15 protein-coding genes are annotated in these 16,339 nt (G+C 67.6%); 5 read left to right on the forward strand and 10 right to left on the reverse strand.

Annotation, left to right across the window (positions count from 1 at the left end; translation table 11 throughout):
* Positions 1-190: 190 nt before the first annotated feature.
* A complete protein-coding gene (locus GD1_RS17820; protein WP_059038617.1) occupies positions 191-1,981 on the reverse strand; it encodes a 2-isopropylmalate synthase in 1,791 nt (596 codons plus the stop codon).
* A gap of 204 nt (positions 1,982-2,185) precedes the next feature.
* Between GD1_RS17820 and GD1_RS17825 the strand changes: the two genes are divergently transcribed.
* On the forward strand, positions 2,186-2,857 hold the full coding sequence (locus GD1_RS17825) for a FadR/GntR family transcriptional regulator (protein ID WP_059038618.1): 672 nt from the start codon (positions 2,186-2,188) through the stop codon (positions 2,855-2,857).
* 20 nt (positions 2,858-2,877) lie between these two features.
* Here GD1_RS17825 and ald read toward each other — a convergent pair whose 3' ends face one another.
* Positions 2,878-3,978: an alanine dehydrogenase gene (gene ald, locus GD1_RS17830; RefSeq protein WP_059038619.1), complete on the reverse strand. Its 1,101-nt coding sequence runs from the start codon at positions 3,976-3,978 to the stop codon at positions 2,878-2,880.
* A 446-nt stretch (positions 3,979-4,424) separates the two neighbouring features.
* Here ald and GD1_RS17835 point away from each other — a divergent pair, with 446 nt between their 5' ends.
* Positions 4,425-5,879 carry an NAD-dependent succinate-semialdehyde dehydrogenase gene (locus GD1_RS17835; protein WP_053778147.1) on the forward strand — a complete coding sequence of 485 codons (1,455 nt, stop codon included), beginning with the start codon at positions 4,425-4,427 and terminating at the stop codon, positions 5,877-5,879.
* Between the two features lie 31 nt (positions 5,880-5,910).
* On the opposite strand, the gene GD1_RS17840 is transcribed toward GD1_RS17835, so the two are convergent.
* The 4 genes from GD1_RS17840 to GD1_RS17860 form a co-directional block, all read right to left on the reverse strand.
* A complete protein-coding gene (locus tag GD1_RS17840) occupies positions 5,911-6,534 on the reverse strand; it encodes a helix-turn-helix domain-containing protein (protein ID WP_083534352.1) in 624 nt (207 codons plus the stop codon).
* A gap of 127 nt (positions 6,535-6,661) precedes the next feature.
* On the reverse strand, positions 6,662-7,855 hold the full coding sequence (locus GD1_RS17850) for an NAD(P)/FAD-dependent oxidoreductase (RefSeq protein WP_020791250.1): 1,194 nt from the start codon (positions 7,853-7,855) through the stop codon (positions 6,662-6,664).
* Positions 7,856-7,909: 54 nt separating this feature from the next.
* Complete coding sequence (locus GD1_RS17855; protein WP_082366035.1) at positions 7,910-9,136, reverse strand: allantoate amidohydrolase; 1,227 nt, start codon at positions 9,134-9,136, stop codon at positions 7,910-7,912.
* Positions 9,137-9,139: 3 nt separating this feature from the next.
* The gene (locus GD1_RS17860) at positions 9,140-9,733 is read right to left on the reverse strand and encodes a HutD/Ves family protein (protein WP_059038621.1); all 594 of its coding nucleotides are present in this window, start codon (positions 9,731-9,733) and stop codon (positions 9,140-9,142) included.
* Positions 9,734-9,844: 111 nt separating this feature from the next.
* Here GD1_RS17860 and GD1_RS17865 point away from each other — a divergent pair, with 111 nt between their 5' ends.
* Positions 9,845-10,738: a LysR family transcriptional regulator gene (locus GD1_RS17865; RefSeq protein ID WP_020790717.1), complete on the forward strand. Its 894-nt coding sequence runs from the start codon at positions 9,845-9,847 to the stop codon at positions 10,736-10,738.
* A 165-nt stretch (positions 10,739-10,903) separates the two neighbouring features.
* Here GD1_RS17865 and GD1_RS17870 read toward each other — a convergent pair whose 3' ends face one another.
* The gene (locus GD1_RS17870) at positions 10,904-12,565 is read right to left on the reverse strand and encodes an MDR family MFS transporter (RefSeq protein WP_082366039.1); all 1,662 of its coding nucleotides are present in this window, start codon (positions 12,563-12,565) and stop codon (positions 10,904-10,906) included.
* Positions 12,566-12,799: 234 nt separating this feature from the next.
* Positions 12,800-13,279, reverse strand: a complete 480-nt coding sequence (locus GD1_RS17875) for a MarR family winged helix-turn-helix transcriptional regulator (protein WP_020790714.1) — start codon at positions 13,277-13,279, stop codon at positions 12,800-12,802.
* Between the two features lie 181 nt (positions 13,280-13,460).
* On the opposite strand from GD1_RS17875, the gene GD1_RS17880 reads away from it, so the two are divergent.
* On the forward strand, positions 13,461-13,946 hold the full coding sequence (locus GD1_RS17880; protein WP_059038622.1) for a hypothetical protein: 486 nt from the start codon (positions 13,461-13,463) through the stop codon (positions 13,944-13,946).
* A 34-nt stretch (positions 13,947-13,980) separates the two neighbouring features.
* Here GD1_RS17880 and GD1_RS17885 read toward each other — a convergent pair whose 3' ends face one another.
* Complete coding sequence (locus tag GD1_RS17885; RefSeq protein WP_059038623.1) at positions 13,981-14,607, reverse strand: VOC family protein; 627 nt, start codon at positions 14,605-14,607, stop codon at positions 13,981-13,983.
* A 111-nt stretch (positions 14,608-14,718) separates the two neighbouring features.
* Between GD1_RS17885 and GD1_RS17890 the strand changes: the two genes are divergently transcribed.
* Positions 14,719-15,354 carry a TetR/AcrR family transcriptional regulator gene (locus GD1_RS17890; protein ID WP_059038624.1) on the forward strand — a complete coding sequence of 212 codons (636 nt, stop codon included), beginning with the start codon at positions 14,719-14,721 and terminating at the stop codon, positions 15,352-15,354.
* A gap of 16 nt (positions 15,355-15,370) precedes the next feature.
* Here GD1_RS17890 and GD1_RS17895 read toward each other — a convergent pair whose 3' ends face one another.
* Complete coding sequence (locus GD1_RS17895) at positions 15,371-16,243, reverse strand: oxygenase MpaB family protein (protein WP_053778153.1); 873 nt, start codon at positions 16,241-16,243, stop codon at positions 15,371-15,373.
* Positions 16,244-16,339: the final 96 nt, after the last annotated feature.

The raw sequence follows: 16,339 nt of genomic DNA on the forward strand, positions 1-16,339 counted from the left end.
CGGTGAACTTTCCCCTACTTTCGTCACCTTCCCCGGGTTTCAACTAGGGGAAGGTTGCAAACCTAGGGGAAGGACAACCTTCCCCTAGTTTCGGGCCGGGAGCCGGGAGCCGGGAGCCGGGACGCGGGCCGGCAGTGGGGACGGGGGCCAGGAGTGCGGGCGGCGGGACGCCACGAGCCGGGGTCGGGCGTCAGGAGTCGTGAGCCGGGAGCCGGTCAGACACAGCAGCATCGTCATTCGCGGCACGGATCACTGCATGAAGAGTTGCGGTGAGAACTGATCGATCGGTCCCGGCCGCCCAGCTGCGTCGGTCTCCGCGGCGATACTCGACGAGTGTCATTGCGGTGGTGTCGTTTCCGGAGCCGACGCTGCTCTGATGAAGGCTCAGTACCTCGATGTGGATGTCGTGGCGGGCCAAGGCGCTGGTGAGTGCCTCCACCGGTCCGACGCCCTGGTGAACACTGCGGTGCTCGGCCTCGCCGACGCGAAGGCTGATGGTAGTGCCGGTGTCGCACGTGTCGAAAGCATGCAGTTCCACGACGGTGGCGCTCTGATCGCCGAGGTAGACCGAACGGAAGACGTCCCAGATCTGAGCCGCGGTGGCTTCTCCGCCGGTCGACTCCGTGTGCTCCTGGACGTGCCGGGCGAACTCGATCTGGAGGCGGCGCGGCAACTCGATGCCGTACTCGGTCTCGAGCAGGTAGGCGATACCGCCCTTGCCGGACTGTGAGTTCACCCTGATCACCGCGTCGTAGCTGCGCCCGATGTCGGCCGGGTCGATCGGCAGATACGGTACGCACCAGTCGATCTCGGACTCTCGCTTCCCTTCTGTGGCCGCACGGGCACGGTGCTCGGCGAAGCCCTTCTTGATCGCATCCTGGTGGGTGCCGCTGAATGCGGTGTGCACGAGATCGCCGACATACGGATGCCGGGGGTGGATCTCGATCCGATTGCAGTACTCGACCGTGCGACGGATCTCGTCGATATCGGAGAAGTCGATCATCGGGTCGACGCCCTGGGCGTGCAGGTTCAGTGCGAGGGTCGCGATGTCGACGTTCCCGGTGCGTTCTCCGTTGCCGAACACGCACCCTTCGACGCGCTCGGCGCCCGCGAGCAATGCCAGTTCGGCACAGGCGATCCCGGTGCCACGATCGTTATGCGGGTGCACCGAGAGGATCACCGCGTCACGCCGGGAGAGATTCCGGTGCATGTACTCGATCTGGTCGGCGTACACGTTGGGTGTCGCAACCTCGACGGTCGCAGGCAGATTCAGGATCACCGGACGTTCGGGTGTGGCATCCCACAGCCCGGTCATCGCGTCGCACACGTCGAGCACGTAGTCGGGTTCGGTGAGGTTGAAGACCTCTGGGGAGAACTCGAATCGCACATTCGGGAGTTCTCCGGCGGACCGCAGGACATCCCGCGCTCCGGCCAGGATCAGTTCTTTGAGTGCCGCGGTGTCATGACCGAGCACGACGTCGCGCCACGCGGGCGCGGTCGCGGTGTACATGTGGATCACGACGGTGTTGGCGACCCCGCGGATGGATTCGACGGTTCGCTCGATCAGGTCGCGACGGGCCGGGGTGAAGACCACGATCGTCACGTCGTCCGGTGCGATCGCGGTCTCGGCGATGAGACGTACGAAGTCGAAGTCGGTCTGGGATGCGGAGGGATAGCCGACCTCGATCTCCTTGTATCCCATCGCGACCATCAGCTCGAAGAAGCGTCGTTTACGTTCCGGATCCATCGGCTCGGCCAGGGCCTGGTTGCCGTCGCGCAGGTCGACCGGGACCCACAGCGGTGCCGCGGTCAGTCGCCGTGTCGGCCAGGCGCGTTCGGTGATCGGGACGTCGACGCGGGAGAACACGTCGCGGTAACGATAGGAGGGCATCTGGGAATGCCGCTGGCGATTCCACTCCGGGGCGCCGTCGGGAACGGCTCCGGCCGGGGTGACGATGCGGGAGAACGTGGTGGGGTTCATCGAAAGGGTCCTTCGTCGGTCGGTGGAAAGGACCGGCGGATGTTTCGACCCCACGTCGGGGAGCCGGTCCGGCTAGGCCCCGCCGTGGCGGCGAAGGAGGAGATGCTCGAAGAACTGCATGGCGACGACGCTAACACAACTCCTCAGACAAGTGAAACACTCCTCAGAGGAGTTGGCTCATCGTGATCCTGCGATGATGGGGGAATGACCCGCGAGCGCCGTGAGCCACTGGCGGACCAGGCTGCCCGGCTGCTGATGGAGCGCATCCGCGCCGGCGAGTGGACGCTGGGATCGAAGCTGCCCGGTGAGACCACGCTGGCCCCACAACTCGGCGTCGGCCGCTCCACCGTCCGTGAGGCCATCCGGCAACTCGCCGGCCGCGGCGTACTCGTCACCCGGCAGGGTGCGGGTGTCTTCGTGACGGCTCTCGAGGTGCCCGCGGACTGGGCGAGGAAGATCGACGGCGCCGACATCATCGCCGTCATCGAGGCGCGCATCGCGATCGAGGTCGAGGCGTCGGCACTTGCTGCCGAGCGGGCCGCGCCGGGAGAGCTCCGTGCGCTGCGGGAGGCACTCCGGGCTCGTGACTCGCACCGCGGTGACATCGCCGACCACGTCGACACCGACGCCGAGTTTCATCGGAATATCGTTGTGGCAGCGCATAATCCGATCTTGTTGGAGCTCTTCGACGAGTTCGCCCCGCGTAGTCGGCAGGCCATGATCGAGATGCTCCGGACGCGCGGCGACCACGGCGACGACGATGACCAGGCGGTACATCAGGACATCTACGACGCGATCGCCGCCGGCGACCCGGTGGCCGCGGCGGCGATCACGCGAGATCACCTGGTGTCACTGAAGGTTCGGGTTCGGCGCTAGGTGTTCCCGGGCGCGGACCGTCAGGCCGGGACCGCGGTGTATCCGTGGGCGTCGGCGACTTCCTGGGACAGGAGCCGGCCCGCATGGGTCGACAGTCCGGCGCGCAGACCGGCGTCGGTGGCGGTGGCGTCCTGCCATCCGCGGTCGGCCAGCGCGACGACGTAGGGCAGGGTGGCATTGGTCAGGGCGTTGGTCGAGGTGTTCGGCACCGCACCGGGCATGTTGGCGACACAGTAGAAGACCGAATCATGCACGGCGAAGGTCGGTTCCGCATGCGTGGTGGGCCGCGAATCCTCGAAACAGCCGCCCTGGTCGATGGCGATGTCGACGAGGACCGAACCCGGGCGCATCCGGGAGACCAGGTCGTTGGAGATCAGGGTGGGGGCCTTGGCGCCGGGCACCAGCACCGCACCGATCACGAGATCGGCCTCGAGCACCGTCTGCTCGAGGGCATAGGCGGTGGAGACGATCGTGGTGACCTGGCCCTGATAGAGGCTGTCGATCTCGCGGAGCCGCGCGATGGACAGATCGAGCACGGTGACATCGGCTTTCATGCCGTGGGCGATCGCGATGGCATTGCGGCCGGAGACCCCGGCACCGATCACGACGACCTTCGCCGGCGCCACTCCCGGGACGCCGCCCATCAGGACCCCGCGGCCGCCCTCCGGCCGCATCAGGTGGTAGGCACCGGCCTGCGGCGCGAGGCGCCCGGCCACCTCGCTCATCGGGGCGAGCAGCGGCAGTGAACCGTCCGCTGCCACCACCGTCTCGTAGGCGATCGACGTGGTGCCCGCCGCGAGCAGCGCGTCGGTGCACTCCTTGGATGCCGCGAGGTGCAGGTAGGTGAACAGCACCTGATCCGACCGCAGCCGCGAGTACTCCTCGGCGATGGGCTCTTTGACCTTCAGCACGAGATCGGCCCGCGCCCAGACGGCGTCGGCGGAGTCGAGGATCTGGGCACCTGCCGCCTTGTAGCCGGCGTCGTCGAACGACGAACCCGCCCCGGCGCCGGCCTCGATGATCACCTCGTGGCCGCGAGCGACGAGCTCGTTGACGCCTGGCGGGGTGATCGCGACCCGGTACTCGTGGTTCTTGATCTCGCGGGGGATTCCGATCTTCATCAATGGCTCCTGTGATGGCGTGACGGGTCCGGATACGGACGATGAATGGGGGGTGGCACACTGCCGACGGCAATCCGCCGATCGTGCGGGACGTCGTTGTCTCCGCCGCATCGGCCGGTTCGTCAATGGTGAACAAACTTCATCCCACAGCCAACATCAATGAAGATAATTCTTTGACAACGCATGATTCGGAGGATTCTCCGGGATCGGCCCGATTGGGAGCAGGTCTCGCAGAAGGATCTTCGGGCGGTGTCCTGGGGCTCGCCGCATGCGGTGCCGGTTCGGTTGACGGGTTCGGAGCAGCACACCTAGCATGAATATGCAAACGTTCTTGCAATCGATTTCGCCATCCTTCTCGCGGGCGGATGATCCGCCGGTGCGCAAGGTGACGTCACGGACCCCGAGCGGTGCGAATTCGGCGTCGGCTCAACAGAAAGAGGACAGACATGGGTGACCTGGGACGTATCCCGGCCGACTTGCCCACCGGGCTCTGGATCGACAACGCCGTCACCCCGGCCACCGGCGGCGCCACCTTCGAGGTGCGCAACCCGTCGACCGGGGAACTGCTGACCGCCGTGGCCGACGCCGGCGCCGACGATGCGCTCAAGGCACTGGACTCGGCCGCCGCCGCGCAGGCGGCCTGGGCCGCGACGTCGCCGCGCGAACGATCGGTGATCCTGCGCACCGCGTGGGAGGCGATCCTCGACCGCACCGACGACTTCACCACACTGATGGCGCTCGAGATGGGCAAGACGGTCACCGAGGCCCGCGGTGAGGTGACCTACGGCGCCGAGTTCCTCCGATGGTTCAGCGAGGAGGCTGTCCGGATTCAAGGACGTTATGCCGCATCACCTTCCGGCAACGGCCGCATCCTGGTGAGCAAGGTCCCGGTGGGTCCGGTCCTGGCCATCACCCCCTGGAACTTCCCGCTGGCGATGGGGACGCGCAAGATCGCACCGGCACTCGCGGCCGGATGCACCGTCATCTCCAAACCCGCCGAGGACACACCGCTGACCATGCTCCTGCTGGCGCGGGTCCTCGCCGACGCCGGTCTGCCGGCCGGGGTGCTGTCGGTCCTACCCGCTCTCGACGCCGCCGCCGTCACCGGCCCGCTCCTCGCCGACACCCGACTGCGCAAGGTGACCTTCACCGGGTCCACCCGGGTCGGCAAGCTGCTGATCGAACAGTCCGCACAGAACGTCCTCAAGACGTCGATGGAACTGGGAGGCAACGCACCGTTCATCGTCTTCGACGACGCCGACCTCGACGCCGCGGTCGACGGCGCCATCGTCGCCAAGATGCGCAACGCCGGTCAGACCTGCGTCTGCGCCAACCGCATCTACGTCGCGAACGCGGTGCGCGAAGAGTTCACCACCCGGCTCACCGCCCGCATCGAGGCTCTCCAGGTGGGCCCCGCGATCCAGGCCGACGTACAGATCGGCCCGCTGGTGAACGCCAAACAGTGTGACCGCGTGGCCGGCCTCGTCGCCGACGCCGTCGACGACGGTGCCCGCGTCCGCACCGGTGGACATGCCATCGACGGTCCCGGCACCTTCTTCGCACCGACCGTGCTCGACGACGTCGCCGCCGGTTCACGAATCCTGCGTGAGGAGATCTTCGGCCCGGTGGCCGTGGTGGTGGGATTCGACACCGAGGACGAGGTGGTGGCCGCGGCCAACGACACCGACTACGGACTCGCCGCCTACCTCTACACGCAGAGCGTCGACCGGGCCTTCCGCGTCTCCGAGCGGCTCGAGAGCGGGATGGTGGGCGTCAACCGTGCCCTCGTCTCCGACGTCGCGGCACCGTTCGGCGGGGTCAAGCAGTCCGGACTCGGCCGCGAAGGCGGGACCGAGGGGATCGAGGAGTACCTCGAGACCAAGTACCTTGCGTTCACGTGAGATCCGGGGCATTCACCTGAGATCGGGGCCATCAGCTGAGGTCCGGGTCCGCCGGGGACGGGTTTCCGTCCTCGGCGGACCTGTGTACGTAGGCGGTCGGGGAGACACCGGTCTCCTGCCGGAAGACCCGACTGAAATAGGCGGCATCGGCGAATCCCGATGCCGCAGCGATCGATGCGATCGACGAGCCGGTGACGGCCCTCTTGTCCAACAGCTTGCGGGCCTCGGCGATCCGCCGGCCCCGAATGGTGCCCGACACCGTCTGGTCGTCGTCGGCGAACAGCTTCTGCAGGTAGCGCTCGGAGAGATTGATCTCCGCCGCCACATCCCGCGCAGTGAACTCGGGATCACGAAAACGCTTCTCCACGAGAAGGACTGCGCGCTGGCGGTGTGCCGTGCGCACCGCGCTCTCGCCCGTGTGGGGATCGGCTTTGGCCATCATCAGCGCGAGCAGGTCGAGGAACTGATCCTGCAGTCCCGGTGCGAGCCGGCCGGAGAACCGTGCGGCATTGGCCGTTGTGCTGGAACGGAATCCGGGTGCGGTGGGTACCGCCTTCGGTGCGGCCCGGGAGGCGGGTGTGCTCTTGCGTCCGCTCGGTGGTGCACTCGCGGTGTCGCCGCCGCTGACCTTCACCGAGTCCGATCTCGACCTCATGCTCGCCGGAATCGAGACCGGCCTCGACGCACTCGTCCGGTAGGTTCCGGGGTCGGGGTCGGGGGCGATGACGGTGTCCGCCGGGTGGATTCACGTGAAACCACCCGGCGGACACCGTTGCATGCGCTCAGCGCATCTCGCCGGCGCCCTCGTACGGGTGGAGGCTGGTGAGCAGGTCACCCTCGGCGAACCGCGAGTACCGGAAGTCCTGCGGGTCGACGTGCTTGAGGGTGGTGGTGCCGGTCAGCACCATGTCGGCAACGAGTTTGCCGACGGCGGGGGAGATCTTGAATCCGTGCCCGGAGAAGCCGGTGGCCAGGAACAGGCCGTCGACCGGCGACGGGCCGATGATCGGGTTGTAGTCGGGGGTGACGTCGTAGGCGCCCACATACGAACTGGTGATCCGCGGGTCGGGCATGTCCGGCAGACGGTGGCCGAGCTTCATGACCACCTTGTCGACGGTGCTCTCGTCGGCACGGTTGATGTAGTTGTCGGGGTCGATGTACTGCGGGGCCGAGTGATCGGAGTTGCCCACCAGCAGTTCGCCGTTGGGCTCGCGGCAGATATAGGACAGGCCGGCGAGGTCGGAGAGCACCGGGACCACCGGGGTGGGTGCCCCCTGGTCGACCAGGATCAGCTGTGCGCGCTGGGCCTGGACGTCCACGTCGACGTCCACCCCCGCGGTCAGGGCCGGGGTCCACGGGCCGGCGGCGACGATCACGGTGTCGGCGTGGATTTCGTCGCCACTGGCCAAGCGGGCGCCGATCACGCGACCGTCCTCGCCCTGCAGCAGTTCGGCGACGGGGGTGGACTGCTTGATGGTGACACCGAGCCGGCGAGCGGCCGCCGCGAAGGCCATGCCGGCCATGTAGGCCTCGCCACGTCCGCCGAGGGGCTCGTAGGCGAAGGCGGCGAAGTCGTCGAGGTGCAGGCCCGGCCACAGTTCGGCCATGGTGTCGTGGCCGATCAGCGAGACGTCGACGCCGATCTCCTGCATCATCGCGACATTGGCCTCGAGCGGGGCGATGTTGTTCTCGCCGACGCCGACGACGTAGCCGCACTGCTGGAAGGCCATGTCGTCACCGAAGAGTTCGGTTGCGCGGGTGAAGATGTCGACGCCGTACCACGACATCGCGACCAGCGACGGATTGCCGTAGTGGCAGCGGACCACACCGCTGGACTTACCGGTCATGCCCGAGCACAGGGTGTCGCGCTCGACCACCATGACATCGGTCTCGCCCTGATCGGCCAGCGACCAGGCGATGGCGAGGCCCTCGAGGCCGCCGCCGACGATGAGGAATCGGGTTGTGGTGGTGGTCATGTCACTTCGCTTTCTTCGAGAACTGCAGTGGGACAACGCATGGGGTGAGAGGAATCAGGACAGGAGGTCGGTGAGGACGGTGGCGAGGGCATGGCCACCGGCGTCGGCGTCGGGGTCTTCGACGTACTCCTCGGGGGAGTGCGAGACCCCGGTAGGGTTGCGCACGAACAGCATCGCGGTGGGGATCTCGTCTTTGAGCACCCCGGCGTCGTGGCCGGCGCCGGTCGGGAGGATCGGTGCGTCGGGCAGGACGCTCGAGACCCGGCCGCGCAGCTGCGGGTCGAAGTCCACGCGCGGGCTCATCGACGCCTCGGTGAGGGTGAATTCGCAGTTCTCGGCGAGGGCGTGGGCCCGGGCGGCCGCGGCGATGTCGGCGACCAGTGCGGCCACCACGGCGTCGTCGGAGTGACGGACGTCGAGCCAGACGTCCACGCGGGAGGCGATCACATTGCTGCCGCCGGGAACCGGGTCGAGCTTGCCGACGGTGGCGCGGGCCCCGTCGACCGCCGCACCGAGTCGTCGCACATCGAGAACCGTTGCCGCGGCGGCGATCATCGGGTCGTGGCGGTCGGTCATCAGGGTGGTGCCGGCATGGTTGCCCTGGCCGCGGAACGACAGCAGCCAGCGGCCGTGGCCGAGGATCGCCGACCCGATCGCGATGGCCGAGCTGGTGTCGACGAGGCCGCGACCCTGCTCGACGTGGAGTTCGACGAAGCACCCGATCTGGTCGAGCCGTTCCTGGTCGCGGCCGATGTAGCGCGGATCGAGACCGTTGCGGGTGGCGAGATCGGCGAAGGTCTCGCCGTCGGCGCCGGTGAGCGCCCAGGCGCGCTCACGGCTGACGCGACCGGTCATCAACTGGGATCCCAGGCAGGCCAGTCCATATCGTGAACCCTCCTCCTCCGGGAAGACGGCGAGGGCGAGCGGACGGCTCGGTACCAGACCGGAGGCCGTCAGCTCGTCGACGGCGACGAGCGCCGACGCCACACCGAGCGGACCGTCGAAGGCCCCGCCGCCGGGGACGGAGTCGAGGTGGCTACCGGTCACCACGGCGTCGGTCACGGCGAGTCCCGCCGGGTTCCACCATGCCCAGATGATGCCGTTGCGGTCGGTCTCGATCTCCAGCGACCGTTCGGTGGCGGCCGACAGGAACCATTCGCGCAGTTCGAGTTCCGCGGCGGAGTAGACCGGACGGCTGTATCCGCCGCGCGCCGGGTCGGTGCCGATGTGGGCGATCTCGGCCATCAGGCCGCTGACCGTCGCAGTGGATGCGGTGCTCACGGATCAGTCCTCCGATGCTGCTGTGGGATGAAGATGGACGCGGGCGACGGTGCCCGTTCCGTGGACGGTGACGGCCTTTGACCCGACGAGGATGGTGTCGAGCGGCTCCAGTGCGTCGTCGGCGGTGCGTAACGAGCCCGAGAGCACCAGGTAGGCGACGGTGCCCTCCGCCGAGAGCTCAACAGATCCGCGCACGTTCTGCAGGGTGAGATCGCCCCGGCCGAATGTTCGGCGAACCATCAGATTGAGGATCTGCGTGGTGCCGTGGGTGGGCTCTCCGGCGACCTCGTCGTCGCCGGAGAAGTGGATGCGGTCGAGATGCACGAGGTGATGGTCGGTGCCGTCGACGGTCAGCATGACCGGGTCGGCGCCGAGGATCAGCGCGGTGCGCTCGAATCCGTCGAATCGGGAGAAATCACCGGCTGCCTCGATCTCGGCGATGCTCAGCGTCCAGTCCGGGGCAGTCGTCGAACCGCCCGTGGCGATCCGGCGGGTCACACCTGCACCGTTGCGCCACGGTTGCAGCGGCACGTCGGCGCCGCGGATGACACCGGACCGGGGAACGTGCCCATCGCGGTGGGGTGTTCGGGTGGACATGTGGCTCGTGCTCTCGACTCGGGGGTGGGTGTCCCTCGAGTACACGCTGGCGATTGGGAAAAGAGAAATACCCATATGGAAGAGATTGTTCTGGGTGGCAGAATAATGCCTATGGAGCTCCGCCACCTGCGCTACTTCCAGGTCCTCGCCGAAGAACTGCACTTCGGGCGGGCCGCCGCCCGGCTGCACATCTCGCAGCCACCGCTCACCTCGCACATCAAGGACCTCGAACGGGAGGTGGGGGCGCGACTGTTCGACCGGACCACCCGCCGGGTGGACCTCACCGAGGAGGGGCGGCTCTTCCTGGACCGGGTCGGCGCGGTACTCACCTCGCTCGACGACGCGGTGGAGGAGGTGCGCGACCATGCTGCGGGTCGGCGCGGCCGGATTCGGGTGGGCTTCGTCAGCTCCGCGTCGGGGACGGTCATCCCGCCTGCCCTGCGCCGGTTTCGCGACCTCAATCCACATGTCCGCGTGGATCTCTCGCCGCTGACCACACGCGAGCAGATCGACGCCCTGCAGGCCGGTCGCCTGGATCTCGGGTTGATCCGCGCCGGTGGACGGGTGGAGGACCTACGCGTCGAACCCCTCGTGGAGGAGGCCCTCGTGGTGGTCCTGCCCACCCATCACCGGCTGGCCGACCAGGCGGAGGTGGACATCGGCGACCTGATCGGGGAACGGCTCATCCTCTTCCCGCAGACCCTGATGCCGGCCTACCTCGCCCAGATCTGGGGGCTGTTCGCCGAGTGCGGTGCCGAGCCGTGGGTGGTGCAGGAGGCGATCCACCACGAGACCGTCCTGGGGCTGGTGTCGGCCGAGGTGGGGCTCTCGATCCTGCCGGAGTCGGTGTCCTGGTTCGGTACCGATCGCATCGCGATCCGGCCGCTGGTCCAGAAGGTGACCACCGCGCTGATGATCGCCCGCACAACCGAATCCGCCAATCCGGCCGAGGCGGCATTCGTCGACTGCCTGTATGCGGCGATGGGGGAGATGCCGTCCGGATGATCCACCGGTCGAGATCTCGACCGTCGTCGTCGGCACGCCGCGGAACGGGTTGGGCCCGGACACCGACGGACCGGTATGCGAATCGCATACCGGTCCGTCGGTGTGAGCGTGTCGCTCACCGGGTGCACTTCGGGAGATGGTGCTCCCGTGCACTTTTCGCGATCGTCACCTCACCGTGGTGGCCTCGCCGTGATCGCGTGCGGGGGTGACCCCGGCGTCGGATCCCGGGTCGTCGGTGGTCTCGAGGACGGCGACGAGCTCGGGCCGGCGATCATCATGTCCGTCGTCGGTGGCCGAAGGGGTTGCACCGTCGGCGATCTCGGACATCCGCTGCTCGTCGACGCTCTCGGTCTTGAGCGCGACCTCCTTGATGAACACGATGGCGACCAGGCTGATCGCGGCCATGATCCCGGCGATGAGGAACACCCGGGCGGTGCCGTCACCGTAGGCGCCACGCACGATGGCCTCGATCGGGCCGGGCAGTTCGTTCAGGTTGGCCAGGCCGGCACCGCCGGTCTGTCCGGGATCGATCCCGACGGCGGCGAGGCCCTGCTTGATCAGGTCGGTCACATGGTTGGACAGGACGGCACCGAGAACCGAGACGCCGGCCGCACCACCGAGTGAACGGAAGAACGTCACCGTGGAGGTCGCGGAGCCGAGTTCGGCGGGTTCGACGTTGTTCTGCACTGCCAGAACCAGGTTCTGCATCGTCATACCCATACCGAGGCCGACGATGAACAGGTAGCCGCCGATGACCACCATGTTGGTGTGGGCGTCGATGGTGCCGAGCAGGCCGAAGCCGATGGCCATCGCGATCGCCCCGACCACCAGGTAGCGCTTCCACTTGCCGAAGCGGGTGATCAGCTGGCCGGACACGGTGGCCGAGATCATCGAACCGATCACCATCGGCAGGGTCAGCAGACCTGCGGCGGTGGGGGAGTAGCCGCGGGCGATCTGGAAGTACTGTCCCAGGAACACCGCGCCGCCGAACAGTGCGACGCCGACCGAGATGCTGGCGATGGTGGCCAGGCTGATGGTGCGGTCGCGGAACAGGTGCAGCGGGATGATCGGGTCCTTGGCGCGCGACTCGACGAAGACCGCGATGGCCAGCAGTGCCAGACCCAGCACGACCAGGCCGAACGACATCCCCGACACCCAGTCGAAGTTCTTGCCGGCGAGCGTCACCCAGATGAGCAGGGTGCTGACGCCGCCCGCGATCAGGACCGCACCGAGGTAGTCCAGCGACACCTCCTTGCGGATCACCGGCAGGTTCAGGGTCCGCTGGATCACAGCGAGTGCGATGACGGCGAGCGGGACACAGACGTAGAACGTCCAGCGCCATCCGAGCCAGCTGGTGTCGACGATCACGCCGCCGAGGAGCGGTCCGGCGACGATCGCCAGGGACATGACGGCGGCGATCGGACCCTGGTAGCGACCGCGTTCACGCGGGCTGAACATCGAGGCGATCACGATCATGACCAGCGCCTGCAGGCCACCGAGGCCGAGGCCCTGGACCACCCGGAAGCCGATCAGCATGCCCACCGACTGGGAGAACCCGGCCAGCACCGATCCGAGGGTGAACACCGCCAGGGACGCCTGGACCAGCAGTTTCTTGCTGACCAGGTCCGACAGCTTGCCCCACAGCGGCGTGGTGGCGGTGGAGGCGAGCAGGGTGGCGGTGACCACCCAGGTGTACTGGTCCTGGCTGCCGTGCAGATCGGTGATGATCACCGGCAGCGCGTTGGAGACGATGGTCGAGGACAGGAATGCGACGAACATCCCGAGGAGGAGTCCCACCAGGGCCTGGATCTTCTGGCCGTGGGTCATCGGGGTGTTGTCGCCGGCAGCGGCGTCGGGGCGCTGCGCAGCGGTTGCTGTCATGCGGAAACCTCCAGAAGGTCTGTTCGTACCTCGCGGCGGGGCCGTGGGCCGGGGCTGACGGCGCCGATGGTGGTCGGTCGTCGCTTCGGGTGCGCTGAGAAGTGCGCGGCGAATAGTTGAACGACGCAACTATAAGCGTGATGGATGCAACCCGCAACTATCTGGAAGTATTCCCTGACCTCAGGATTCGTCTGAATCGGGCAAATCCGGAGCTGCGTGTGCAGGCTCACTCGTGCGCACCGCCGACAGTCGACGCAGCAGTCGCGTGAGGGTGCGGATGTCGTCCGGATCCCACTGGGCGAGCTGGTCACGCCACTCCTGGACGAACGTGGCGATCACCGTCTCGAACTTGTGCCGGCCCGCCGGGGTGAGTGACACCACCCGCGCCCGGGCATCCCGAGGATCGGGATGCCGCTCGGCGAGTCCCATCCGGACGATCGTGTCCACCTGCCGGGTCACCGTCGACTTGTCGAGGCCCAACTCGGTCACCAGCTCCGACATCGGCACCGACTCGTGCCGCGCGAGAACGGTCAGCAGCAGATAGTGCGTGGGATCCAGACGCGGCTCGATGGCGCGCGCCCGTCGTCGGGCACGGTCGCGGCCCTGGCGCCAGAGATCGGCGAGCTCGTTCTCGAGATCGGCGATCGGTTCGTCACCCATCGGCCCGCGAATCCCTTCGTCGGCGGTGTTCGGTGAGACACGCTACCGCCTCGGACGATCGCGGTGTCGACGTCGCCGGCGTGGAGGCCGGTCCTGAACAGCGACGACCATGAGCAGTGTTAACGACACCGACGGCCCGAACGATCCGACAGACAGGGGGAAACCCGACCCGGAGGACCATATGAACGTCACCGCCACGCCGCATCCCCGTGCGATGTACCCCCGTGCGATGTACCTCCGCAGGATCGGCGTCGGCCTGATCGCCGCCACCGCACTCGTCACCGGGATCGTCACGACCGCCGGGCCCGCGCAGGCGGCGCCACCGCGCGTTGCACCCGCGGAACAGATCAGCATCGACGTGCCGTCGACCTACCTGTGGCTGTCCGACCCGTTCCCCTTCGGCGTGGAGACCCTGCGCGTCACCGTGACCGGCCCGGGAGTCCTGACGATGACCCTCGGGACGATGTGCGCATCGCTCAACCCGCGCGTCTGTGCGACCTACTCACTGCCCATGCAGGTCGGCTGGATCAACCTGAACACCGGCCGCAGCGGAACCCTGACCGTGACACCCAAGGGCGCCGAGGTGACCACCGGGTCCGGGCTGATCGGGATCGGCGATCTCTTCGGCATCCCCTCGGTACCAGGCGCGGCGACGATCCGGGCGTGACGGGTGCGGTGTGAAAGGGCTGCGGGGTGCCCGATCACCCGGCCTGCAGAACGAAGCCGTCGGGATCGGTGGCCGACGTGCCCGCGGTCCAGCCGAGCACCAGACGATGATCCCCCGAACCGTCGGCGCTCACCCCCGCGTCCTTGGCCGCGGCCTTGCGCCCGTACAGCGCGAGCTTCACCGCGTCGTCCCGGGCCGCGAACTCCACATACTTGCGGCCGAAACCCTTGGCGACGGCGAACCCGTGCCCGGTGTAGAACTCCCGGGACGCGGCCACGTCGGCGGCGCCGACGAGCAGCACCACATCGTCCACCCGGCGCAGCGGGGCGCCCGTGTTCTTCTTCGACGACGCCGCCACCTTCCAGATCGCACCGTCCGGGGCGCGGACCACGCCGCCGTAACCCCAGAACGACTTCGACGCCGGCTTGAGCGGTTCGGCGCCCGCCTCGATCGCCGGGATGAGGAAGGAATCGACGACGGCCGGTTCGGCGACCACCAGCGAGATCGAGAAGCCGCGGAAACCGCTGGTGGGGGCGCTGGACTCGTGCAGCCGCAGGCGGTCGTCGAGGCCGAAGGCGGCGTCGTAGAACGACCGGGCGGCGTCGACATCCGGGACGCCGAGGGACAGGGAATCGAGTGCGGAGGTCAGTGAAGTGGTCATGTCCTCGACGGTAGGAGTGTGGTGGGGTCCGGGACTTCTCGATTCCTGACCGATCTGGCGCGGGGTTAGGATGGCCCTTTGACAAGCGACGAGCCGAGGCAGGAGGAACGCATGACCGATGCGGTATCCGCTGAGGCCACGGTGCCGGACTGGCGTGTCTACCCGCCGATGGAACTGCCCCGGATCCTCGAGGTTGCCCTGACCGAGATCGTCGAGCACGGCTACGACGCCACCAGCGTTCGCACCATCGCGCGTGAGGTCGGGGTGACCGTGCCCGCGCTGTACTACCACTACGAGAACAAGCAGGCGATCCTCGTCGCGCTTCTCGAACACGCCATGACCACCGTCGGTGGCCACATCGACGGTGCGCTCGCCGACGCCGGCGACGATCCGGTGCGCCGGCTCAGTGCCGTGGTGGAGGCCACCGCGCTCTACATGGCGACCTATCGGGACCTGGCCTTCCTCGACTCAGAACGACGCTCACTGACGCCGGAGAACCGGGTCCGCTACGCCGGACACCGTGACCGGATCGACGGATTGCTACGCTCGGCCATCGAAGATGGTTGTCGGACAGGTATTTTCGCCACTCCGGTCCCGGACTCGGCGCGCCGTGCGATCTTCACCATGTGCCAGGGCATCGCCACCTGGTACCGCCCCGACGGCCCCCGGACCCCCACCGAGACCGCGCGGGACTATGTGCGGATCGCGTTGTCGGCGGTGGAGTGCCGGGACATGCGCGGCGACTGAGGGTCGGTCCGCTGGATCAGCCGGCCTTGGCGGACGAGTGTGCCACCGGGCAGCCGGGGGCGAAGGTGCCGAGGCGTGAGACCTCGAAACCGTTGGGGTAGCTGCGGATTCGGGGCATCTCGTGTACCAGCAGCGGCTTGCGGCGCGACGGGAGCAGGGCGACGAAGCGGGCGCGTGCCCGCAGGCCGGCCACCGACAGCCGGCGGGCGAGGCGGCCGGGTTCCCGGTAGTGGAACGCATCGAGCAGCGGCTCGTCCATCAGCGATCGGCTGAAGATGTCGATGACGGGTGCCAGCGGCTTGGGGTAGAACGTCTTGAGCAGGCCCAGGGTCGAGTCGGCGACCTTGACCGCGTCGGCGTCGAAGGCGAAGTGCTCGCGCTCGTAGTCGTCCATCAGATGGGCGAAATCCTCGTAGGTGTCCGGGATGTCGGTGATGGCCATGTGCTTGCCCAGCGTCTGGTAGTACCGCACCGAGGCGACCACCTCGTCATAGGTCAGCTTGCGCCAGCCGTAGGAGTCGATCCACCGTTTGGGGACCACCACGAACGTGGCCAGCACGTAGAGCATGTCGTCGTTGCTGATGTCGTAGCGCTTGTGCATCTGGTTGATCCGGCGGATCGCAGACTTGCCCTCGGGGCTCGAGAATCCCTCCAGCAGTGGGACTTCCAGGAGCAGGGCGGTGTCGTCGTAGCGGCGCTGCACGTTGTCGGTGAACTCCGCGGTCTGCGCCAGCAGCCGGCCGACGCTGGGCACCGCGTAGGTGCGGAACAGCGCGAAACTCAGGGCCTGGTTCATATCCCAGGGGAAGTCGTAGACGGTCAGGTTCCGGTAGATCTCGGCGAACCGGGTTTCGGCGTCGAGACCGTGATTGCGGTCGATGGTGAGCATGGGGCCTCCTCGGCAACGATCTGCCCTCGACTGTAAGTCGACTTACACTTATGTGCAAGGGGTCACACCATGAAAGGGTTGTGATGGGTGCTGCTG

This window comes from Gordonia desulfuricans NBRC 100010 (assembly GCF_001485495.1).
Taxonomy (GTDB): domain Bacteria; phylum Actinomycetota; class Actinomycetes; order Mycobacteriales; family Mycobacteriaceae; genus Gordonia; species Gordonia desulfuricans.

Bases quoted from the DNA above. Each gene is read 5' to 3' on its own strand.
- GD1_RS17870 (WP_082366039.1), bottom strand. From the start codon at position 12,565: ATGACCCACGGCCAGAAGATCCAGGCCCTGGTGGGACTCCTCCTCGGG.
- GD1_RS17865 (WP_020790717.1), top strand. From the start codon at position 9,845: ATGGAGCTCCGCCACCTGCGCTACTTCCAGGTCCTCGCCGAAGAACTG.
- GD1_RS17860 (WP_059038621.1), bottom strand. From the start codon at position 9,733: ATGTCCACCCGAACACCCCACCGCGATGGGCACGTTCCCCGGTCCGGT.
- GD1_RS17825 (WP_059038618.1), top strand. From the start codon at position 2,186: ATGACCCGCGAGCGCCGTGAGCCACTGGCGGACCAGGCTGCCCGGCTG.
- GD1_RS17875 (WP_020790714.1), bottom strand. From the start codon at position 13,279: ATGGGTGACGAACCGATCGCCGATCTCGAGAACGAGCTCGCCGATCTC.
- GD1_RS17890 (WP_059038624.1), top strand. From the start codon at position 14,719: ATGACCGATGCGGTATCCGCTGAGGCCACGGTGCCGGACTGGCGTGTC.
- GD1_RS17850 (WP_020791250.1), bottom strand. From the start codon at position 7,855: ATGACCACCACCACAACCCGATTCCTCATCGTCGGCGGCGGCCTCGAG.
- GD1_RS17895 (WP_053778153.1), bottom strand. From the start codon at position 16,243: ATGCTCACCATCGACCGCAATCACGGTCTCGACGCCGAAACCCGGTTC.
- GD1_RS17880 (WP_059038622.1), top strand. From the start codon at position 13,461: ATGAACGTCACCGCCACGCCGCATCCCCGTGCGATGTACCCCCGTGCG.
- GD1_RS17885 (WP_059038623.1), bottom strand. From the start codon at position 14,607: ATGACCACTTCACTGACCTCCGCACTCGATTCCCTGTCCCTCGGCGTC.
- GD1_RS17840 (WP_083534352.1), bottom strand. From the start codon at position 6,534: ATGAGGTCGAGATCGGACTCGGTGAAGGTCAGCGGCGGCGACACCGCG.
- GD1_RS17835 (WP_053778147.1), top strand. From the start codon at position 4,425: ATGGGTGACCTGGGACGTATCCCGGCCGACTTGCCCACCGGGCTCTGG.
- ald (WP_059038619.1), bottom strand. From the start codon at position 3,978: ATGAAGATCGGAATCCCCCGCGAGATCAAGAACCACGAGTACCGGGTC.
- GD1_RS17820 (WP_059038617.1), bottom strand. From the start codon at position 1,981: ATGAACCCCACCACGTTCTCCCGCATCGTCACCCCGGCCGGAGCCGTT.